Source organism: Aquabacterium sp. (assembly GCF_049317225.1).
Classification (GTDB): Bacteria; Pseudomonadota; Gammaproteobacteria; order Burkholderiales; family Burkholderiaceae_C; genus Aquabacterium.
On record NZ_JBMOIR010000010.1, the window covers coordinates 87,173 to 106,181 of the forward strand.

Annotated in this window: 23 protein-coding genes; 7 read left to right on the top strand and 16 right to left on the bottom strand. The window is 59.6% G+C overall.

Annotation, left to right across the window (positions count from 1 at the left end; genetic code table 11):
* The first annotated feature begins 3 nt into the window (after nucleotides 1-3).
* Both mobA and ACOYNB_RS08815 read left to right on the top strand, forming a co-directional pair.
* Nucleotides 4-657 (top strand): molybdenum cofactor guanylyltransferase MobA, encoded by a 654-nt coding sequence (mobA, locus tag ACOYNB_RS08810; protein ID WP_422838721.1) that lies wholly within the window; start codon nucleotides 4-6, stop codon nucleotides 655-657.
* Nucleotides 644-1,189, top strand: a complete 546-nt coding sequence (locus ACOYNB_RS08815) for a GNAT family N-acetyltransferase (protein ID WP_422838722.1) — start codon at nucleotides 644-646, stop codon at nucleotides 1,187-1,189. The genes mobA and ACOYNB_RS08815 overlap by 14 nt, the downstream gene beginning before the upstream one ends.
* Nucleotides 1,190-1,198: 9 nt before the next feature.
* Here ACOYNB_RS08815 and rnhA read toward each other — a convergent pair whose 3' ends face one another.
* Together rnhA and ACOYNB_RS08825 are read right to left on the bottom strand one after the other, a co-directional pair.
* Nucleotides 1,199-1,648 carry a ribonuclease HI gene (rnhA, locus tag ACOYNB_RS08820; RefSeq protein WP_374256078.1) on the bottom strand — a complete coding sequence of 150 codons (450 nt, stop codon included), beginning with the start codon at nucleotides 1,646-1,648 and terminating at the stop codon, nucleotides 1,199-1,201.
* Nucleotides 1,645-2,421, bottom strand: a complete 777-nt coding sequence (locus ACOYNB_RS08825; RefSeq protein ID WP_422838723.1) for a class I SAM-dependent methyltransferase — start codon at nucleotides 2,419-2,421, stop codon at nucleotides 1,645-1,647. Before ACOYNB_RS08825 ends, rnhA begins: the two co-directional genes overlap by 4 nt.
* Between ACOYNB_RS08825 and gloB the strand changes: the two genes are divergently transcribed.
* The gene (gloB, locus tag ACOYNB_RS08830; RefSeq protein WP_422838724.1) at nucleotides 2,420-3,196 is read left to right on the top strand and encodes a hydroxyacylglutathione hydrolase; all 777 of its coding nucleotides are present in this window, start codon (nucleotides 2,420-2,422) and stop codon (nucleotides 3,194-3,196) included. The two genes, ACOYNB_RS08825 and gloB, sit on opposite strands and share 2 nt — an antisense overlap.
* Nucleotides 3,197-3,198: 2 nt before the next feature.
* Entirely contained in the window at nucleotides 3,199-4,950 is a 1,752-nt protein-coding gene (locus ACOYNB_RS08835; RefSeq protein WP_422838741.1) for a transglycosylase SLT domain-containing protein, read from the top strand.
* A gap of 30 nt (nucleotides 4,951-4,980) precedes the next feature.
* Here ACOYNB_RS08835 and ACOYNB_RS08840 read toward each other — a convergent pair whose 3' ends face one another.
* The 4 genes from ACOYNB_RS08840 to dnaX are packed head-to-tail and all read right to left on the bottom strand — an operon-like array spanning nucleotide 4,981 to nucleotide 8,451.
* The gene (locus ACOYNB_RS08840) at nucleotides 4,981-5,376 is read right to left on the bottom strand and encodes an MAPEG family protein (RefSeq protein WP_422838725.1); all 396 of its coding nucleotides are present in this window, start codon (nucleotides 5,374-5,376) and stop codon (nucleotides 4,981-4,983) included.
* A 50-nt stretch (nucleotides 5,377-5,426) separates the two neighbouring features.
* Nucleotides 5,427-6,014, bottom strand: a complete 588-nt coding sequence (gene recR / locus ACOYNB_RS08845; RefSeq protein ID WP_422838726.1) for a recombination mediator RecR — start codon at nucleotides 6,012-6,014, stop codon at nucleotides 5,427-5,429.
* 15 nt (nucleotides 6,015-6,029) lie between these two features.
* Complete coding sequence (locus ACOYNB_RS08850; RefSeq protein WP_420817266.1) at nucleotides 6,030-6,356, bottom strand: YbaB/EbfC family nucleoid-associated protein; 327 nt, start codon at nucleotides 6,354-6,356, stop codon at nucleotides 6,030-6,032.
* Between the two features lie 58 nt (nucleotides 6,357-6,414).
* Nucleotides 6,415-8,451: a DNA polymerase III subunit gamma/tau gene (gene dnaX / locus ACOYNB_RS08855; RefSeq protein WP_422838727.1), complete on the bottom strand. Its 2,037-nt coding sequence runs from the start codon at nucleotides 8,449-8,451 to the stop codon at nucleotides 6,415-6,417.
* Between the two features lie 291 nt (nucleotides 8,452-8,742).
* On the opposite strand from dnaX, the gene ACOYNB_RS08860 reads away from it, so the two are divergent.
* Complete coding sequence (locus ACOYNB_RS08860; protein WP_422838728.1) at nucleotides 8,743-10,149, top strand: DEAD/DEAH box helicase; 1,407 nt, start codon at nucleotides 8,743-8,745, stop codon at nucleotides 10,147-10,149.
* Between the two features lie 76 nt (nucleotides 10,150-10,225).
* Here ACOYNB_RS08860 and ACOYNB_RS08865 read toward each other — a convergent pair whose 3' ends face one another.
* The 3 genes from ACOYNB_RS08865 to ACOYNB_RS08875 all read right to left on the bottom strand — a co-directional run bounded on the left by ACOYNB_RS08865 (nucleotide 10,226) and on the right by ACOYNB_RS08875 (nucleotide 11,847).
* On the bottom strand, nucleotides 10,226-10,408 hold the full coding sequence (locus ACOYNB_RS08865; RefSeq protein ID WP_422838729.1) for a hypothetical protein: 183 nt from the start codon (nucleotides 10,406-10,408) through the stop codon (nucleotides 10,226-10,228).
* Between the two features lie 108 nt (nucleotides 10,409-10,516).
* Entirely contained in the window at nucleotides 10,517-11,293 is a 777-nt protein-coding gene (gene yaaA, locus ACOYNB_RS08870) for a peroxide stress protein YaaA (RefSeq protein ID WP_422838730.1), read from the bottom strand.
* A gap of 5 nt (nucleotides 11,294-11,298) precedes the next feature.
* Nucleotides 11,299-11,847, bottom strand: a complete 549-nt coding sequence (locus ACOYNB_RS08875; protein ID WP_422838731.1) for a peroxiredoxin — start codon at nucleotides 11,845-11,847, stop codon at nucleotides 11,299-11,301.
* Nucleotides 11,848-11,997: 150 nt separating this feature from the next.
* Here ACOYNB_RS08875 and ACOYNB_RS08880 point away from each other — a divergent pair, with 150 nt between their 5' ends.
* Together ACOYNB_RS08880 and ACOYNB_RS08885 are read left to right on the top strand one after the other, a co-directional pair.
* The gene (locus tag ACOYNB_RS08880; RefSeq protein ID WP_422838732.1) at nucleotides 11,998-12,534 is read left to right on the top strand and encodes a gamma carbonic anhydrase family protein; all 537 of its coding nucleotides are present in this window, start codon (nucleotides 11,998-12,000) and stop codon (nucleotides 12,532-12,534) included.
* A gap of 6 nt (nucleotides 12,535-12,540) precedes the next feature.
* Nucleotides 12,541-13,524 carry an Hsp33 family molecular chaperone HslO gene (locus ACOYNB_RS08885; RefSeq protein ID WP_422838733.1) on the top strand — a complete coding sequence of 328 codons (984 nt, stop codon included), beginning with the start codon at nucleotides 12,541-12,543 and terminating at the stop codon, nucleotides 13,522-13,524.
* Here ACOYNB_RS08885 and ACOYNB_RS08890 read toward each other — a convergent pair.
* The 7 genes from ACOYNB_RS08890 to ACOYNB_RS08920 all read right to left on the bottom strand — a co-directional run.
* Nucleotides 13,518-14,279, bottom strand: a complete 762-nt coding sequence (locus ACOYNB_RS08890; protein ID WP_422838734.1) for a pseudouridine synthase — start codon at nucleotides 14,277-14,279, stop codon at nucleotides 13,518-13,520. The genes ACOYNB_RS08885 and ACOYNB_RS08890 overlap by 7 nt on opposite strands.
* A gap of 1 nt (nucleotide 14,280) precedes the next feature.
* The gene (locus tag ACOYNB_RS08895) at nucleotides 14,281-14,934 is read right to left on the bottom strand and encodes an AAA family ATPase (RefSeq protein ID WP_422838735.1); all 654 of its coding nucleotides are present in this window, start codon (nucleotides 14,932-14,934) and stop codon (nucleotides 14,281-14,283) included.
* Entirely contained in the window at nucleotides 14,931-15,587 is a 657-nt protein-coding gene (gene pnuC / locus ACOYNB_RS08900; RefSeq protein WP_422838742.1) for a nicotinamide riboside transporter PnuC, read from the bottom strand. The genes ACOYNB_RS08895 and pnuC overlap by 4 nt, the downstream gene beginning before the upstream one ends.
* On the bottom strand, nucleotides 15,587-15,907 hold the full coding sequence (ftsB, locus tag ACOYNB_RS08905; protein WP_422838736.1) for a cell division protein FtsB: 321 nt from the start codon (nucleotides 15,905-15,907) through the stop codon (nucleotides 15,587-15,589). The genes pnuC and ftsB overlap by 1 nt, the downstream gene beginning before the upstream one ends.
* 90 nt (nucleotides 15,908-15,997) lie before the next feature.
* The gene (eno, locus tag ACOYNB_RS08910; protein WP_374259216.1) at nucleotides 15,998-17,281 is read right to left on the bottom strand and encodes a phosphopyruvate hydratase; all 1,284 of its coding nucleotides are present in this window, start codon (nucleotides 17,279-17,281) and stop codon (nucleotides 15,998-16,000) included.
* 78 nt (nucleotides 17,282-17,359) lie between these two features.
* Nucleotides 17,360-18,214 carry a 3-deoxy-8-phosphooctulonate synthase gene (gene kdsA, locus ACOYNB_RS08915; RefSeq protein WP_422838737.1) on the bottom strand — a complete coding sequence of 285 codons (855 nt, stop codon included), beginning with the start codon at nucleotides 18,212-18,214 and terminating at the stop codon, nucleotides 17,360-17,362.
* A gap of 25 nt (nucleotides 18,215-18,239) precedes the next feature.
* On the bottom strand, nucleotides 18,240-19,009 hold a 770-nt coding region (locus ACOYNB_RS08920; protein WP_422838738.1), incomplete at its 5' end, for a CTP synthase.

Sequence of the window (19,009 nt, forward strand, 5' to 3'; positions counted from 1 at the left end):
GGTGTGGACGACAAACGATTGATCACCGGCTGCCTGTTGGCTGGCGGCGAGGGGCGCCGCATGCAGGGCCGGGACAAAGGACTGGTAGAACTGCAGCGCATTCCCCTCGCCAGCCATGCTTTGGCGAGACTGCTACCCCAAGTAGGCCAGGTTTTCATCAGCGCAAACCGAAATCAAGACCGCTACCTCGAACTGCTGCGCCAAGCACAAGCACAAGCACACTCCGCACAGTTGCCCGACTCCCTTGCTGCGGACACATCCGTATTTCCAGACGATCCGGACCTTGGCGAAAAGGCTGGGCCTCTTGCGGGCATCGTCTCTGCGTTGCGGCGCACGGAAACTGATTGGTTGATGGTGGTGCCATGCGATACCCCATACCTCCCGCCCCACCTAGTCTCTAGTCTGCTTCAGGCTGGGACCCAAAGGAATGCGGACATCGTTGTACCGGAAAGTGGCTCCGGAGATCACTTTCACCAACACTGGGTGTGTGCATTGATGCACAAGAGGGTGTACCCTCAAACTCTGACTGCTTTCGTGAAAGGCGAACGAAAAATGAGTCGATGGATCCAGTCGCAGAACTGGACAAGCGTATCCTTCGCCGACCCTGCGGATTTCGCGAATTTCAATACCCTGGAGACACTGAATGAGCCTGACTGACACATCCGTGCGCATTGCGCGGATCGCGCCGGCAGACTTGAGTGCCTACAAAACGCTTCGTGATCAAGGCTTGCGCCAGTATCCCGATGCTTTTGACTCAGATTTCGATAGTGAACAAGCCCGCCCTCCCGAGAGCTACCTCGGCCGCCTGGGTTTGGGTGAGCCTTTAGGTGGAACCTTTCTCATCGGCGCGTGGGTCGACCGTGAACTGGTCGGCATGGTCGGCCTAGAGCGCCAGTCCTTGCAAAAGCTGCGGCATACCGCCGAACTCAACAGCATGATGGTTCATCCCAAGCACACTGGGCAAGGCATCGGCATCCTGTTGATCAATGCCGCTGTCGCAGAAGCCCGTCATGCCATCGGCCTGGAGCAGATCATTTTGCGCGTCAGTACTTCCAGCGAATCGGCGATTCGCTTGTACGAGCGAGCCGGCTTCAAGGGGTGTGGCGTGCTACCGCATGCCATCAAGTTGGTCGATGCACCGGGACAAGCCCGCTACTTCGACAAACTCACCATGGTCTTGATTCTCTGACGGCGCATTTCAGCGAGCCTCTTCAGCTCCCCTATTGGCCAAGGCATCCGCCCGTTCGTTACCGGGATCGCCGGCATGCCCCTTGACCCATCGCCAGTCGATGTCATGTTGGGCTGCCAACTGGTCCAGTTTCAGCCACAGGTCGGCATTCTTGACCGGCTTGTTGTCTGCTGTTTTCCAGCCTCGACGCTTCCAACCGGAAATCCACTCCGTAATCCCCTTGCGGACGTATTCGCTGTCTGTGTAAATCACGATTCGGCAGCGGCGCTTGAGTGCAGACAACGCCTCAATGACGGCCGTCAACTCCATGCGGTTGTTGGTGGTCACCAGCTCACCACCCCACATTTCTTTCTCGTGTGCGCCACTGACCATCCAAACCCCCCAGCCACCTCGACCAGGGTTTCCTTTACACGCGCCATCGGTGTACATCACAACGGCGGGTTGCACTGACTCAGTCATCCAATTTGATCCTGTTGCACGTGCCTCTGCGCCACCACAGCCGGAGCTGCCGACGACGCGACACGTGTCCGCTTCACTTTACCAATCAATCTCAAGCCTCGCACGCGCTTGACTGCGACCACGCAGTACACAGCACCCAGCACAGGCCACCATCTCGCCCCGGCACGCTCCAACCACTTCAACCGCCCCCAAGCGCGGTCTGTCGGCATCATGGGGCGATAGCAACCGAAGCACCCAGACTCCACATCCAGATTCAATAGCCTCAGCCAGTCTCTCAGCCGCCAGTAGCTGATGAACTCACCTTGAGGCAAAACCGTTGCCGACTCCACACCCCAACGCCCCAATCCCTGCCAGAGGCCCCAGAGACTGTAGGGATTGAAACCAATGATGACCACCCTACCCTCAGGCACCAGCACACGCTCCACCTCACGCAGCACAGCATGAGGGTCGTGCGCAAGTTCCAGCGCATGAGGCAACACCACCAAATCCAAGCTGTGATTGGGATACGGCAGCGCCCCAAAATCACAGTACAGCGCCGCCGCGTTCATTGACAAGTCACTCGGGTGATAACTGCCATCCAGCAAACGCCACTGATGCGGCATGCGGTTGGCACGCAAACCATCCAATTCAGGCAGGCCCAACTGCACTGCATGAAAACCAAAGATGTCTGCGACGAGACGGTCAATTTGATCCTGCTCCCAATCAAGTAAGGCTTTGCCTGAAGGCAAAGCCAGCCAGGGGTGCAACTCTATAATTGGATCGACCTTGCTCATGAACCTCACAGCCCTACCAGCCTTCACTGACAACTACATCTGGATGCTCGACGACGGTCAACAAGCCCTCGTTGTAGATCCCGGTGACGCTACGCCTGTACGAGATGCTCTTCAGCGCATGGGCTTGACACTGACCGCCATTCTAGTGACCCATCGGCACGCAGATCATGTTGGCGGTATCTCTTCGCTTCAGAATGGTCAGATTCCGGTTTACGGCCCCTTGAGCAAAGCCATTCCGCAGATCACAAACATCGTCTCTGACGGCAACCACATTAACTGGGCAAGCAAGGTATTCCAGGTGCTGGGCACCCCGGGGCACACCGATGAGCATCTCAGCTATTTTTGGCAGGGTCAGACTAATCCTGTCAACGAAGCGCCACTGATCTTCGTTGGGGATACACTGTTCAGTGCCGGTTGCGGCAGGGTTTTTGATGGCCGCCTCGATCAGCTGTACAACAGCTTGAAGCGTATTTCCGCCTTGCCAGACGCTACCCGCGTTTGCGCCGCACATGAATACACGATCGGAAATCTGAGTTTTGCTCAGACTGTCGAACCTCTCAATCCAGAGGTGGCACAAGCCTTGCAGCGTTGTATTGCGTTGCGTGGAGAGAGCCGCCCGACCTTGCCGAGCTCTATCGCAAGAGAGCGGCTGATCAATCCGTTTTTGCGCTGCACCCAGCCTGCGGTGCTGGCCAGCGTCCACGCACACGGTTGCAAGGACACACGCCCTGAAGCGGTGTTCGAAGCCCTGCGTACCTGGAAAAACAACTTCTGATGATGCTGACGAAACACCCTGCCCCACGCACCCTGCTGTTGAGCGCATCAACTGTCTTTACTCTGCTGCTTTCTGCCTGCGGCACCACACCACTGCCTGCGCAGCAAGGCCGCGCTGGCATCGATGTTGACAAGTTGCTCGCAGCAGGCAACACGCCCCGTGGCGATGCAATTTCTCGCGGCGCAACGCGCCAAGATCCCACGTCAGGCTTGCAGGTAGAGTTGAGCCCTGCGACCTTGCTGGCACGGACAAGCTCTGCAGCAGACTCCACGGACGGTGCTGCACTTGGTGAAGCCATTGGCGCCCCCACCGATCCACTTCGTCCAGATACCACGATCAATCTCGACGATGCGAGCGCGACCCAAGACCTGTGGGGTCGTATTCGCAAAGGTTACACGCTCCCCGAGCTGGATAGCCCCTTGGTGACGGACCATGAGCGGTGGTACACCAGCCGACCTGATTATGTGCAGCGCATGACACAGCGTGGCAGCCGATACCTCTTTCACGTTGTTGAAGAGATCAGCCGCCGTAACATGCCCACGGAGTTGGCACTCCTGCCATTCATCGAAAGCGCCTTCAATCCCCAGGCCATGTCCTCGGCACGTGCATCTGGCATGTGGCAGTTCATGCCTGCGACAGGCAAGGATTTCGAGCTCAAACAGAACTTGTTCCGTGACGATCGGCGAGACGTTCTGGCATCCACGCGTGCGGCGCTGGATTACCTCCAGCGGCTCAACCGCATGTTTGGCGACTGGCACCTTGCACTCGCCGCCTACAACTGGGGCGAGGGCAATGTTCAGCGCGCGATCAAGCGTAATCAGCAACAGGGGCTGCCCACTGATTACCTCAGCCTGAACATGCCACCGGAGACACGCAACTATGTTCCCAAGTTGCATGCCGTTCGCAACATCATTGCTCGCCCTGAGGCTTATGGGCTCACGCTGACTCCGGTTGAAAATCACCCGTATTTCGTCAGCGTCCCCATTCAGCGCGATATCGATGTGGCACTGGCCACTCGTTTGGCAGGCTTGCCAGTCGATGAGTTCAAGGCACTGAACCCCTCTCAGAACAAGCCCGTGATTCTGGCGGCCGGCACCCCCCAGCTCTTGCTGCCTTACAACAATGCCAACTTGTTTGTTCACAACCTGACCGGCCACAATGGCACGTTGGCCAGTTGGACGGCATGGCAAGTCCCCAAGACCATGCACCCATCGGACGTCGCGAAGCGGGTGGGCATGTCAGAAGCGCAACTGCGAGAGATCAATCACATCCCGCCAAAGATGCTGGTGAAGGCTGGCTCCACCTTGCTGGTGCCACGGTCACAGCACAAGGAGGAGGACGTGTCCGTTGCCTTGGCAGACAACGCGATGATGGCACTTGCGCCGGATGTGCCGCCTCTGCGCCGTATGACCCTCAAAGCTGGCAAACGTGACACGGTCAAGTCGATCGCACAACGCTACGGTGTGTCACCTCAGCAATTGGCGCAGTGGAACAAGGTCGGCTCATCCGCATCCTTCCAGCGCGGCCAGACCGTTGTGGTCTTCGTTGCCAATAAAGCAAATGGCAAAGTGGTCGCATCGAAAGACGGCTCGAAAGACGCCAAGGGACGTCGTGCTGAAGAACGCAGAAGCCCCGCCAAAACCGCTCGCGTGGTGGCCAGCGTGAGTCGCTCGACTACCCAGAAATCAGCCACCAAAACGCGAAACGCGCCAGCGGCGCGTTCCAGTCGAGTTCGGGTGGCCAGCGCCCGCTGACGCCTTGGATCAGCTTGGCGGGCTCCGTGTTCAGCCCGCCAACGCCATGATGGCGACACACAGGCCAAAGCCCAAAGCCCACACCAAGCTGCGAACGACAGCGATATCCAACAGGTACATCGCCACGTAAACCACACGCGCCACCACAAAACCAATGGCCAGGTGATCGATGGACGACTGATCCGCGTGCGCTTGCTGTGCCATCAGTACAGCTGCAATGAACAAAGGCAAAGCCTCAAAACCATTGGCTTGCGCTGCAACAGCACGCTGTTGCCACCCCGTCAACTGACCCAGCCACTGGCGGGGATTGTGATTGTCGTAGCCACCTTTACGGGGCGATTTCATGCCTGCGCTGGCCTTGGCCATCCCAACCGTCAAGATGGGCAAAGCACAAGCAGCCAGTACACACCAGTTCGCAACACTCATTGAAAGTCTCCTCCGGCCTTGTTGAGCGGCCATTTTGTCGTTGATGAAACTCAGCGTCGATCCATGAACGCATGGGCAATCGTTCCGAGGTCGACGTACTCTAATTCACTTCCAACAGGCACACCCCGAGCAAGGCGTGTCACTTTCAATCCACGCGCCTTGAGGTGTTCAGCCAGAACGTGCGCAGTGGCCTCTCCCTCAGCGGTGAAATTGGTCGCCAGGATGACTTCTTTAACCAAGCCGTCACTGGCGCGGTCCAACAAGGCACTCAACCCAATGTCTTTGGCGCCCAGGCCATCCAGCGGGCTCAGCCGACCCAGCAAAACGAAATAGCACCCTTTGTAGCTCCCTGTACGCTCCAGTGCAGCTTGATCTGCAGGTGTCTCAACGACACAAAGCAAGTGCTTGTCTCGACTTTCATCCAGGCAAACATCACAAACAGGAGCCCGACTAAAGGTATGGCATCGCTCGCAATGGCCAATCTCGGTGACGGCACTTTCCAAGGCCAAAGCCAACTTGATCGCACCGGCGCGATCGTGCTGCAGCAGGTGATAGGCCATGCGTTGGGCAGACTTTTGCCCAACCCCAGGCAAACAGCGCAGCGCATCCACCAGCGCATCCAGCGCGGGATCAGCCATTTCGCCAACTCGCCGTTAGAACGGGAACTTCATGCCAGGAGGCATGGGCATACCCGCAGTCAGCTTGCCCATCTTTTCGGCACTGGTTGCTTCCGCCTTACGGACCGCGTCATTGAATGCAGCGGCGACCAAGTCTTCCAGCATGTCCTTATCGTCAGCCAGCAGACTTGGATCAATGGTGACTCGCTTGACATCGTTCTTGCAGGTCATGAGCACCTTGACCAAACCAGCGCCAGACTGGCCTTCCACCTCCACGTGCCCCAGCTCTTCTTGAGCCTTCTTGAGGTTGTCCTGCATTTGTTGGGCCTGTTTCATCAGGCCTGCGAGTTGTCCTTTGAGCATGGCTCATCCTTTCTATGTCAAGAAACATGATTGTCACCGCAAGGCGATGACAGAAAAATCAGAGGGGCTGAATTGAGCCGGGCACGATGCGCGCACCGGGGTAGCGAGCCATCAATCCTTGAACGAGTGCATCGCCTTCGATCAGCGCTTCGGCGTCTCGCTGCTTCACCTCACGCGCGACTTGATCGCGCTGTGCTGGCGTATTGAAGGCTGGCGCTTTTTCAAGTGTGAGCTTGACTGCCTGTCCTTGCTGCTGAGCAATCGCTGCGCTCAACCGCTCACGGTTGACATCGGAACACAAGCTCTCACGGTCAACACGCAGGCGCCAGTGAACACCGCCGCCAGGCTCGTCCGAACATTCGACAGCCTGAGACTGCATTGCGAGCTCTCGCACCAGTGCAGCGATCAAACCTTTGGCATTGAGTTGCTTGACCAATTCCGCCCAACGATCGGATAGCAGATCTGCCCCCAAAGGCGGCAGGTCAAACGACAGAGTTGTCTTCTTTGGGGGAGCAGACCACTCTGGAGAGGGGTGAGCAACAACCACAGGCGACGCAGCCGGTTTTGCCGGCGCCACATTGTCAAAGGCGGCATCCACATCCACAGTTGCATCCCAAGCAGGCTCGACCGAAGTCGTCCAGTCCTCATCGGGTGGCTCTGGCCGCTCATCAAAGTCCTCGGCAACCGACGCAGCCATGCGTGCTGGCGGCTCAATGGCCTGAACCGATGGTGCGCTTGGCTCGACAGCGCTCTTTGGCTCTGCAGGCGCGTCGTCCCACGGCGCGGTCGAGCCTTGAGCAGGCTCACGCACCACAGGCAGCGCTGGCGTTGGCGCCTCTGCAGGCAATGCCTTGGCCTCAACAGGCCGCGTGGCAGGCGCCAATACAGGTGCCGGCTCAGGCTTCGTTACCGGCTTGGGCTCGGCAACCGGGATCTGTGTCCGTGCCGAGCCTTCAGCTTTTGGGCGAGGACTGTCTCCTGCCCCATATGCGTGCCCAGGCTTGAAGGCCAGCAAGCGCAACAGCAGCATCAGCAGGCCGTTGTACTCATCTGGCGCCAAGGCCAACTCAGCTCGCCCTTGAATGCACAAGCTGTAGAACAACTGGGTTTCGTCCGGAGCCAGCACTGGCGCCAACTGCGCCCACACCTGAGCATCCGGGTCATCTTCAGGGGTCTGCATCTGCGGCACGGCTTGAATGACCGCCATGCGCTGCAGCGCCGTCGCCAACTCTTCCAAGGTTCCAGACGCAGACAGACCCAGTTGACGCAATGTATCAACGGCCCCCACCAGTCCAGCCCCGTCGCCCTCACCAACGGCTTCGATGATGCGCTGAACGTGTTGACGATCAACGGCGCCCAGCATTTGCCGAACAGCACCCTCCTCCAGTCGCCCGCCGCCAAATGCAATGGCTTGATCCGTGAGCGACATGGCGTCACGCATCGACCCCCGCGCAGCACGTGCCAGCAATCTCAATGCCCCAGGATCGGACTCAATCTGCTCAACCGACAAGACCTGCGCCAAGTGCTCCTGCACGGTCTGAACGGCCATTGGGCGCAGGTTGAACTGCAAACACCGCGACAAGACCGTAACGGGAACCTTTTGCGGATCCGTTGTCGCAAGGACAAATTTCAAATAGTCTGGCGGCTCCTCCAAGGTCTTCAACATCGCGTTGAACGCCGTGTTCGAGAGCATGTGCACTTCATCGATCATGTAGACCTTGAAGCGCCCCATCACTGGCTTGTAAACAGCCTGCTCCAGCAGTTGGGAAATTTCCTCGACGCCTCGGTTGGACGCCGCATCCAGTTCCACATAATCAACAAATCGGCCCGCATCAATGTCACGGCATGGCTGGCAGTGCCCGCATGGGCTGGCTGTGATCGTGCCCTGCCCGTCGGGGCCAACGCAATTGAGCGACTTAGCCAGAATCCGAGACACCGTTGTCTTACCGACCCCACGGGTACCAGTAAACAGATAGGCATGGTGCAAGCGCTGCTGCGTCAGCGCGTTGGCCAAGGCCTGAACCACGTGACCTTGACCAACCATGCTGTCAAAGCCTCGGGGACGGTATTTGCGAGCAAGAACCATTGAACTCATGCGTCAGATTCTAGGTGCTCTCAGCACTCGTGGCCGGGGGTATTCACTCAGCAGATACGCCGAGATGGCGCCAAAGGTGTCCATCAACCCGTCACACTGTCCTATTTTGGTGCCCCCACACTGCGAAAACCCAGTTTCGGCACCTACAATCAGCCCATCAACACGGCCACCACTGGACTTCCCGGGGTGGCCGAATTCTTTGGGGACATGCGCTCCCCAACGGTTGACTCGTCGTTCTGGCCCGGACGTCACGAGTGCAGTCGCCGACTACCTTCATGGGCCACAGTCGACATGTCTTTTGAAAGTCTGGGGCTCATTGAGCCACTATTGCGAGCCGTCCAAGAAACCGGCTACACATCCCCTACCCCCATCCAAGCACAAGCCATCCCTGCGGTATTGACCGGAGGAGATTTGCTAGCGGGTGCACAGACCGGCACCGGCAAGACCGCCGGATTCACGCTGCCCCTGCTGCACAAGATGGCCGCCAGGCCCCGTCAAGCCGGGCAAAAGCGTGTCATCCGCGCCCTGATCCTGACCCCAACACGTGAACTTGCGGCCCAGGTCGAAGAAAACGTGCGCATTTACGGAAAGTACCTGCCCATCAAGTCCATGGTGATGTTTGGTGGCGTGGGCATGAACCCGCAGGTCGACGCGCTGCGCCGAGGCGTGGACATCCTGGTGGCCACACCCGGCCGCCTGCTCGACCACCACCAGCAGGGCAACCTGGATCTGAGTCACGTCGAGTACTTCGTGCTGGACGAAGCCGATCGCATGCTGGACATGGGCTTCATCCATGACATCCGCCGTGTGCTGGCCATCCTGCCGCAAAAGAAGCAAAGCCTGCTGTTCTCGGCCACGTTCTCCGACGAGATCAAGGCACTGGCCGAGCGTCTGCTGAATTCACCCAAGGTGATTGAAGTGGCTCGTCGCAATGCCACGGCCGACACCATCGCCCAGAAGGTGCACCCGGTGGATCGCGACCGCAAGAAAGAGTTGCTGGCGCACCTGATCAAAGAGAACAACTGGCATCAGGTGCTGGTGTTCACTCGCATGAAGCACGGCGCCAATCGTTTGGCCGAATTCCTGGAAAAGCAGGACATCACGGCGATGGCCATTCACGGCAACAAGAGCCAAGGGGCGCGCACCCGCGCCTTGTCTGAGTTCAAGTCCGGACAACTGCAGGTTCTGGTCGCCACCGACATCGCCGCCCGTGGTATCGACATCGACCAGTTGCCTCACGTGGTGAACTACGAACTGCCCAATGTGGCAGAAGACTACGTGCACCGCATTGGCCGAACCGGTCGTGCGGGCGCCGAAGGCGAGGCGCTGTCCCTGGTCTGCATCGATGAAGAAGGCTTCCTGGCCGACATCGAAAAGCTGATCAAGCGCCCCATTCCGCGCGAAACCGTTCCCGGTTTTGAACCAGATCCGCACGCGCGCCCCGAGCCCATCCAACTGGGCCGACGCGTCTTGCACGGCGCACCGGGCTCGCGCGGGGGGCAACGTGCCCCTTCGGCACAAGGTGTTGCCAACGACCGTCGCCCTGCTGATCGCAACGCAGCGGGTCGTCGCCCCGGCGCTGGCGCCCCCAATGGCGCACGCCAATCCGACGGTCGACGTCAGGACAAATGCGGCAACGCCACGTCGGGCTCGCGCGCGGGGGGCAAGCCTCGCCACACTGCCAGCGGCAACCGCTGAGTGCGAAATGAAAAAAGCCCGGAGTCATCCGGGCTTTTTTGTACCGAGCTGCACCGATCAGCGGCGCAGCATCAGATCACTTGGAGGCAGCAGCCGAAGCGGCAGCAGCAGCCTTCTTGGCCTTGTGATGAGCCTTCTTGGCAGCCTTCTTGGCAGCAGGGGCAGACGCAGCAGCAGAAGCAGCAGGTGCTGCAGGCTCAGCGGCGAAAGCGCCAACGGCAAACACGGAAGCAATCACAGCGGCAATCAGCTTTTTCATGGAAATCTCCAGTGAATCTAACGGTTGAATGTGCAGACCAGAAAAGTCGGCCTGTGCAACCTTAACGAGCGTCAATGAAAGCCGGTTGACGCACTTAACGAAAAATCTTCAACTTTCTGCGCGCCGACGAAACACCATACGATCCGCCGTCGATGAGGCTTCATCAAACGCGTAGCCTTCGCTGTCGAAGGCCAGCAAATCCGCGGCTGTTTTCGCCCGTTTCTGAATGGCATAGCGAGCCATCAGTCCCCTGGCTCGCTTGGCGTGAAAGCTGACCACCTTCCACTTGCCCGCCTTCCAGTCTTCAAACACGCACTCGACCACGCGCGCTCGCAAGGCCTTGCGCTTGACCGACTTGAAATACTCCTGGGACGCCAGGTTGATGATCAGGTCGTCCCCCTGCTCGCTCAGGCGCTCATTCAGGTAACGGGCCAGGGTGTCGCCCCACCAGGCATACAGGTCCTTGCCGCGCGCATTGGCCAGCTTGGTGCCCATTTCCAGTCGATAGGGCTGCATCCAATCAAGCGGGCGCAGCACACCATACAGGCCACTCAAGATGCCAACATGGTTTTGCGCCCAATCGAGCTCGGCCTCCGACAGGCTGTTGGCATCCAGCCCTTCGTACACATCACCATTGAAGGCCAAAACTGCCTGCTTGCAGTTTTCGGCAGAAAACTCGCTCGACCATGCGGCATAACGCGCCACATTCAAGGAGGACAGGGCATCACTGAGGTCCATCAGCGAGGCGATTTGCGCGGGGGTGTACGGTCGCAAGACATCAATCAAGGCCGCAGACTCTTGAATGAACTGCGGCAACGTGTGTCGGTCCGTCGAGGCGGGCGTCTCGTAATCAAGGCTCTTGGCCGGAGAAAGCAGAATGATCATGGCACTCAGAGCGTCTCGCCACCGACCTCACGATTGCACACACACGGGGCCTCGGTCTGCAGCGCATCCAAAACGCGCAGCGTTTCTTCGGGATTGCGCCCCACGAAGATGCCATTGACCGTGACGTGACGAATCACGTTATCGGGATCCACGACGAACGTCGCGCGCAGGGCAATACCCTTTTCCTTGTCGCGCACACCAAGTTGGTCAAGCAGTGACCCGGTTTCGTCGGCAAAACTGTAGTGGGCCAACTGTTGAAGGTCTTTGCTCTCGCGGCGCCAACCCAGCTTGGAGTGCTCGTTGTCGGTCGACCCGCCCATGAGCACGGCATTGCGATCGGAAAACGCCTTGGAAAGCCTATCAAACCCGACCACCTCGCTGCCGCACACAGCGGTGAAGTCCTTCGGGTAAAAGTAGATCACCTTCCACTTGCCCGGAAAGCTCTTTTCCGTGATGTCTTCGAACGCGGAATGACCGTGCTCGACCTCTTGCAGAAAGCCGGGCTTGACCCCCACGACCTTGAAAGACTCGAGCTTGTCTCCGACAGTTTTCATACCTTGATCCGATCCAGAACGTTTGGGTGATGTGGAATGTCCCTGATCATAAATTCTTGGGCCGACAAAGTCGCCACGGTCGGCTCGCGTCCCTCGTAAAATTGCGGCATTTCCACTTCAGGTCTGCCTCGTTGAGCAGCCCGGCTCGTCATGGCGCTCTACCGGATCAAGGACAAGACTCCAACCGTGCACCCATCGGCCTACGTGGCCGAATCGGCAGATGTGATCGGTCAGGTCACGCTATCGGAAGGTAGCAGCGTGTGGTCTCATGTGACCATGCGCGGCGACAACGAACCCATCGTGCTGGGGCGTAACTCGAATGTGCAGGAGTCGTCGGTGCTGCACACCGACATTGGCTTCCCGCTCACGATTGGCGAAAACGTCACAGTGGGGCATCAGGCCATGCTGCATGGCTGCGCCGTCGGGGACGGTGCCCTGATCGGCATCCAGGCCGTGGTGCTCAACGGTGCCGTCATTGGCAAGAACTGCCTGGTGGCGGCCGGCGCCCTGGTCACCGAGGGCAAGGTGTTCGACGACGGCATGCTGATCATGGGCTCGCCCGCCAAGGCCGTGCGGCCACTGACCGAGGCCGACTTTGCCCGCATGCACATGGGCACTGCCTTGTATGTGAACAAAGCGGCCCAATATCAGACCGACATGGTACGAATCGACGCACCGAAAGAATGAGTTTTCATGAGTGAATTGCACAAGTTTTTGTTCGAAGGCCTGCCCGTTCGCGGGATGCTCGTCCGCCTGACCGACAGTTGGCAGGAGGTGCTGCGCCGCCGCGAAGGGGCCGGACACTTCGATGCGCCGCTGCGCCGCCTGCTAGGTGAGATGAGTGCGGCGGGCGTCTTGATGCAGTCGAACATCAAGTTCAACGGTGCGGTGGTCATGCAAATTTTCGGCGATGGCCCCGTGAAGGTGGCGGTTACCGAAGTCCAACCCGACATGAGCTTTCGCAGCACGGCCAAAGTCGTTGGCGAGTTACCCGCCACAGACAATGGCCGACTGCCGCTCGGTGAAATGGTGAATGTGCATGGCCGGGGCCGATGCGCCATCACCCTGGACCCCAAAGACCGCTTGCCCGGCCAGCAACCTTACCAAGGTGTCGTGCCCCTCAACGATGCCCACAGTCAGCCCTTGCATGACTTGGCCTCGGTTCTGGAGCAGTACATGCGCCAGTCTGAACAACTGGACAGCAAGCTAATTCTTGCCGCCAACGACGAAGTGGCAGCAGGCCTGTTGATTCAGCGCTTGCCAGTAGAGGGCGAATCCAACCTCGCACAAGGCGCCCGCAGTGCCGAAGACATCGACTTGGCCGAGGCATACAACCGCGTGTCCTACCTGGCAGCCACTCTCAAAGAGGAAGAGTTGCTGACGCTAGACGCCGACACCATTCTGCGTCGGCTCTTCTGGGAAGAGGACATCCGCCGCTTCCCAGCCATGCAGGGCGTCAATGGCCCCAAATTCGCTTGCTCGTGCTCACGCGGGCGCGTGGCAGGCATGCTCAAGGGCTTGGGCAAGGAAGAAGTTGACGCCATCATTGCCGAGCAGGGGCAAGTCGAGATCGGTTGCGACTTCTGCGGCCTGCACTATCAGTTTGATCCGGTAGATGCCGCCGAATTGTTCGCCGAAGGTGACATCGCGTTGCCTCCCGCCGACAAACTTCAGTAAGTGGACTCATCCGGGCGAACCCATGCATGGGTTCGCCACAGTTGCGCCCAGTCCGGGTTGAGGCCCTCGTCGAGCCAGTCAGACTGCAAGCGTATGACCTGTCCGTCGAAGGGGTGCTCAAACCGCAGCGATGTGGCATGCAACCACAGTCGCTGAAGGCCCAACCGGTCCGCCCACCACCGATTGTGCGCACCTTTGCCGTGCGTGGCATCGCCGATGATGGGATGCGCCACATGTTTGAGGTGTCGCCGAATCTGGTGGCGCCGCCCCGTCAAAGGCTCGGCCGTAACCAGCGCCACGCGCGTGGTCGGGTAGCGGTCCACCGGCACATCCAATTGCAGGCGAGCCATCGCTCGAAAATGCGTCTGCGCCGCCTGAGCCTGCGCATCCGCGGGGGCGTCATCCGGTTTCAGCGCGTGGTCCACCGTCCATGCCGCTTCAGCGGGCCACCCCCTCACCATGGCCACGTAGTGTTTGTCGATCTGGTGAGCTTCGAAGACCTGCGCCATGGCGCGGGCGGCTTCGCTGCTCAATGCCATCAACAAAACACCGGACGTCCCCTTGTCCAACCTGTGGACGGGGTATACCGGGCGCCCGAGTTGATCACGCAAATGCTGCAACACGATGCGCGTTTCATGCGCATCCAGACCCGTGCGGTGAACGAGCCAGCCCGAGGGCTTGTGAATGGCCACATAGTGCGCGTCCTGCCACAAGACGGTGAGCGCGGGATGGTTGCGTTCGGGGGCCGACGTCATGTCATCGCAGTCGCGTCAGCCAATGTTGCTCACACTCGCCATCGTCGCAATTGTCACAGAACCAGCGCCACGTCGAGCGCCCCGGGACGGCCTGCGTCGGTGACCGCTGGGCCGCAGTGATCAGGTGCTCCACTGCACTCAAGGCATGGTTCACGCGTGCCACACCGGTGCCGGCCACCACTTGAAAGGACAGCCCATTCGCCATCAAGGCCTGCCTGATCAGGGCGTCCACCGGCTCGCGAACGTGTGCACCGTCTCGGATGAAGCCATCCGGCGTCCACGACACATCCAACGACGTCAGCAAGGTGAGTGCCACGCCCGCATGGTCGCGCGTTGCCTCTTCGTACAGGCTCGGATCCTGAAAAATGTAGTCGCTGTACACCGCCGTCATCAAAGCCGTGGTGTCGGCGACGACCCAGGCATGCTGTTTGGCCGCATGCTCGATGCGTGCAGTTTGCGCCCGGGCGATGGCCAATTGTTCGTGAACATGCGGTGTCCGGTCGTGGTCGTCGCAAAACTCGCGCAACACCTCGGGCACCATGGCCACATCCAGCCCTTTGCAGACGAGCAGGCGCACCAATTCCTGCACCAGTGATGTCTTGCCGGTGCTTTCCGCGCCGACAACGGCAATCACGTTGCGCTGCCCAGCACTCATGACATCTCTGTGGGCGGCAGCATCTGTCGCCAGGCACGCCACCCGATCACCGACAACGCGGCAAATACGCCGTACAGCAACACGGTCAGCCACAACTGCTTGTAAGCGAACAAGACCATGCTGACGACGTTCACCATCAACCACACGGGCCAGTTTTCCACGCGTTTGCGAGCCAGCAGATACTGACCAATCAGGCTGCCTGCCGTGGGCAACGCATCCAGCCAAGGCACATCGGAATCGGTGGCACGCGACAGCAGCAAACCGATCGCTGGCCACAAGAGGGTAAAGGTGATCCATGCCATCCAGCGTGCACGAGGCGTCATGGCGCGAACCACCAGCGCCTGATCAGATGCATCGCGCCCGCGCAACCATTGCCACCAGCCCCAGACCGACATGACGATGAACACCCACTGCAAGGCCGCCTCTCCGTAAAGGCGACTGCGCACAAACAGCAAGCCATACAGTACCGAGCTGGCGATGGCCAAAGGCCACCCCGTGGGGTTGACGCGCAGATTGCAGCCAACCATCCAGATGGAGAGCGCAAATGCCACGGACTCGAGCGTGCTAACGGGGGTTCCCCATCCGATCCACAAGGGCGCCAGAAAAGGGTCTAGCCAAGCCAGATGGCTGGTCACATCTGCAAGAGAAAACATCAAGGCGAGACAGGAGCCGATGCTGCCTGCATGGGCTGGGGCAGGCTGTGTGTCAACTGCACATAAATTTCGTCAGGCTTCACCATACCCAACTCGACACGGGCCTTTTCTTCCACCATCTCGAGTCCTTCTTGAAGGTCTCGCACCTCGGCGGCCAACTGATCGTTACGCGCCTGCGCGGCACTGTTGGCCTGGTGCTGCGCTTCAACCTGCGTACGCAGCGACATCACGCGCGGCACACCACCCTTGCCGAACCAGAGTTCGGCATGTACTACCGCAATGAGCGCAAGCAGGACAAGAGTGGCGAAACGCATCTTCATATTATCCACGGTCATGCGCAAAAAAGACGGGACCCGAAGGTCCCGTCTTTTTGGGGATGACACCTAGCGGTGTCATCGCACTTGCATGAATCAACGCAAGTTGTAGAAAGCAGCGCGGCCAGGGTACTCAGCCACATTGCCCAGATCTTCTTCGATGCGCAGCAGTTGGTTGTACTTGCTCATGCGATCCGAACGGCTCATCGAACCGGTCTTGATCTGGCCAGCGTTCAGGCCCACGGCGATGTCGGAGATCGTGTTGTCTTCGGTTTCACCCGAACGGTGCGAGATCACGGCGGTGTAGCCTGCGCGCTTGGCCATTTCGATGGCAGCAAACGTTTCGGTCAGGGTGCCGATCTGGTTGATCTTGATGAGGATCGAGTTGGCGATGTCCTTCTCGATGCCTTCCTTCAGGATCTTGGTATTGGTCACGAACAGGTCGTCACCCACCAGCTGAACCTTCTTGCCCAGACGCTCGGTCAAGTGCTTCCAGCCAGCCCAGTCACCTTCAGCCATGGCATCTTCGATCGAGATGATGGGGTACTTGTCGCACCAGGTCGCCAGCATGTCGGTCCACTGCTCGGCGGTCAGGGTCAGGCCTTCGCCTTCCAGGTGGTACTTGCCGTCCTTGTAGAACTCGGAAGCGGCGCAGTCCAGGCCCAGAGCGATTTGCTCGCCGGCCACGTAACCGGCCTTCTCGATGGCTTCCAGGATCAGCTGAATGGCTGCTTCGTGGCTTTCAACGGAAGGTGCGAAACCGCCTTCGTCACCCACGGCCGTGGACATACCCTTGTCGTGGATGATCTTCTTCAGTGCGTGAAACACTTCAGCGCCGTAACGCAGGGCTTCGCGGAACGAAGGAGCGCCCACGGGAAGGATCATGAACTCTTGCAGGTCCAGGTTGTTGTTGGCGTGTGCACCACCGTTGATGACGTTCATCATCGGAACGGGCATCTGCACGGCACCCATGCCACCAAAGTAGCGGTACAGGGGGATGCCTGCCTCTTCGGCTGCGGCACGGGCCACGGCCATGGACACAGCCAGAATGGCGTTGGCGCCCAGGCGAGCCTTGTTGTCGGTGCCGTCGAGGTCGATCAGGGTCTTGTCCAGGAAAGCTTGCTCGGAAGCGTCCAGGCCCAGCACGGCTTCGGCGATTTCGGTGTTGATGTGCTCAACGGCCTTCAGCACGCCCTTGCCCAGGTAACGGCTCTTGTCGCCGTCACGCAGTTCAATCGCTTCACGCGAACCGGTCGAAGCGCCAGACGGCACGGCCGCACGGCCCATGACGCCGCTTTCCAGCAGGACGTCGCATTCGACGGTGGGGTTACCGCGGCTGTCAATCACTTCGCGGCCGATGATGTCAACGATGGCGCTCATCTGGGGTTCCTCAAAAGATAGATAGTTTGAAAAGCGAAAGACGGCTTGCTCTTCTAGCAAACCGCAGATTTTATGGGCTCAGTTGAAGTTGGTTTCCAGGAAACCATTCTTCTTGGTGACGCGGTCGAGCTCCACCAGGGTTTCGAGCAGGGCCTTCATGTGCTTGAGCGGCACGGCATTGGGGCCGTCGCTCCAGGCCTTGGCGGGGTCGGGGTGGGTTTCCATGAAAAGGCCGGCCACGCCAGCCGCCACGCCGGCACGCGCCAGCACCGGCACCATCTCGCGGGCACCACCGCTGGCACCGCCCAGGCCGCCGGGCTTCTGCACCGAGTGGGTCACGTCAAAGACCACCGGTGCGCCGGACTTGCGCATCTCGGCCAAGCTGGTCATGTCGGCCACGAGGTTGTTGTAGCCAAAGCTCACACCTCGTTCACAGGCCAGAAATCGGTCAGGCGACAGGCCAGCCTCCTGCGCGGCAGCGCGGGCCTTGTCAATGACGTTCTTCATGTCCCAGGGCGCGAGGAACTGGCCCTTCTTGATGTTGACCGGCTTGCCCGACTTGGCCACCGCACGGATGAAGTCGGTCTGGCGGCACAGGAAGGCCGGCGTCTGCAACACGTCGACCACGCTGGCGACTTCGGCCACCTGTGATTCGTCGTGCACATCGGTCAGCACCGGCAGGCCGGTCTGGCGGCGAACCTCATCGAGGATTTGAAGGCCCTTGTCGATGCCCAAGCCACGGGCGGTGGTGCCCGAGGATCGGTTGGCCTTGTCGAAGGAGCCCTTGTAAATCAGCGGGATGCCCAGAGGCGCGCAAGCCTCCTGGAGGCGGCCCGCCACCTCAAGCGACAGCTCCAGACCTTCGATGGAGCAGGTGCCAGCGATCAGGAAGAAGGGGTGCTCAAGGCCAGCATCAAAACCGCAGAGTTTCATGGCGTCAATCCTTTGTTCGATCGGGTCACTTCTTGGCCGCAGCCTGGTGATCCAGCGCAGCCTTGATGTAAGCCGTGAACAGCGGATGGCCGTCCCAGGGGGTGGACTTGAATTCCGGGTGGAACTGCACGCCGACGTACCAGGGGTGAACCGTCTTGGGCAACTCGATCATCTCGGTCAGCTTTTCGCGCTGCGTGATGGCCGAAATCACCAGACCTGCTTCGCGCAGCTTGTCGAGGTAACGTTCGTTGGCTTCGTAGCGGTGGCGGTGACGTTCCGTGACCACTGGGCCATAGATGTCGTGAGCGATCGTGCCCGCAGCCACGTCGGAGCTTTGCGCGCCCAGACGCATCGTGCCGCCCAGGTCGGACGAGGCATCCCGCTTTTGCACGGTGCCATCAGCATCCAGCCACTCGTCAATCAAAGCGATGACGGGGTGCGGTGTGCTGGGTTCAAACTCGGTCGAGTTGGCATCGGTCAGGCCAGCCTTGTGACGGGCGTACTCGATGGTGGCCACTTGCATACCCAGGCAGATACCCAAGTACGGAATGCTGTTTTCACGGGCAAACTGCGCTGCGCAGATCTTGCCTTCGACACCGCGCTTGCCGAAACCGCCGGGCACGAGGATGGCGTCGTACTGAGCCAATGCGCTGACGGTGTCGGGATTGAGCGTTTCCGAATCCACGTACTCGATGTTGACGCGAACGTGGTTGTGGATGCCGGCGTGACGCAGTGCTTCGTTGAGCGACTTGTACGAGTCCGACAGGTCGGTGTACTTGCCGCACATGGCGATGG

Bases quoted from the DNA above. Each gene is read 5' to 3' on its own strand.
- ACOYNB_RS08885 (WP_422838733.1), top strand. From the start codon at position 12,541: ATGAGTGAATTGCACAAGTTTTTGTTCGAAGGCCTGCCCGTTCGCGGG.
- ACOYNB_RS08840 (WP_422838725.1), bottom strand. From the start codon at position 5,376: ATGAGTGTTGCGAACTGGTGTGTACTGGCTGCTTGTGCTTTGCCCATC.
- dnaX (WP_422838727.1), bottom strand. From the start codon at position 8,451: ATGAGTTCAATGGTTCTTGCTCGCAAATACCGTCCCCGAGGCTTTGAC.
- ftsB (WP_422838736.1), bottom strand. From the start codon at position 15,907: ATGAAGATGCGTTTCGCCACTCTTGTCCTGCTTGCGCTCATTGCGGTA.
- ACOYNB_RS08835 (WP_422838741.1), top strand. From the start codon at position 3,199: ATGCTGACGAAACACCCTGCCCCACGCACCCTGCTGTTGAGCGCATCA.
- ACOYNB_RS08825 (WP_422838723.1), bottom strand. From the start codon at position 2,421: ATGAGCAAGGTCGATCCAATTATAGAGTTGCACCCCTGGCTGGCTTTG.
- ACOYNB_RS08875 (WP_422838731.1), bottom strand. From the start codon at position 11,847: ATGAAAACTGTCGGAGACAAGCTCGAGTCTTTCAAGGTCGTGGGGGTC.
- ACOYNB_RS08895 (WP_422838735.1), bottom strand. From the start codon at position 14,934: ATGAGTGCTGGGCAGCGCAACGTGATTGCCGTTGTCGGCGCGGAAAGC.
- ACOYNB_RS08890 (WP_422838734.1), bottom strand. From the start codon at position 14,279: ATGACGTCGGCCCCCGAACGCAACCATCCCGCGCTCACCGTCTTGTGG.
- ACOYNB_RS08880 (WP_422838732.1), top strand. From the start codon at position 11,998: ATGGCGCTCTACCGGATCAAGGACAAGACTCCAACCGTGCACCCATCG.
- pnuC (WP_422838742.1), bottom strand. From the start codon at position 15,587: ATGTTTTCTCTTGCAGATGTGACCAGCCATCTGGCTTGGCTAGACCCT.
- ACOYNB_RS08815 (WP_422838722.1), top strand. From the start codon at position 644: ATGAGCCTGACTGACACATCCGTGCGCATTGCGCGGATCGCGCCGGCA.
- recR (WP_422838726.1), bottom strand. From the start codon at position 6,014: ATGGCTGATCCCGCGCTGGATGCGCTGGTGGATGCGCTGCGCTGTTTG.
- rnhA (WP_374256078.1), bottom strand. From the start codon at position 1,648: ATGACTGAGTCAGTGCAACCCGCCGTTGTGATGTACACCGATGGCGCG.
- gloB (WP_422838724.1), top strand. From the start codon at position 2,420: ATGAACCTCACAGCCCTACCAGCCTTCACTGACAACTACATCTGGATG.
- ACOYNB_RS08865 (WP_422838729.1), bottom strand. From the start codon at position 10,408: ATGAAAAAGCTGATTGCCGCTGTGATTGCTTCCGTGTTTGCCGTTGGC.
- eno (WP_374259216.1), bottom strand. From the start codon at position 17,281: ATGAGCGCCATCGTTGACATCATCGGCCGCGAAGTGATTGACAGCCGC.
- ACOYNB_RS08860 (WP_422838728.1), top strand. From the start codon at position 8,743: ATGTCTTTTGAAAGTCTGGGGCTCATTGAGCCACTATTGCGAGCCGTC.
- kdsA (WP_422838737.1), bottom strand. From the start codon at position 18,214: ATGAAACTCTGCGGTTTTGATGCTGGCCTTGAGCACCCCTTCTTCCTG.
- ACOYNB_RS08850 (WP_420817266.1), bottom strand. From the start codon at position 6,356: ATGCTCAAAGGACAACTCGCAGGCCTGATGAAACAGGCCCAACAAATG.
- yaaA (WP_422838730.1), bottom strand. From the start codon at position 11,293: ATGATCATTCTGCTTTCTCCGGCCAAGAGCCTTGATTACGAGACGCCC.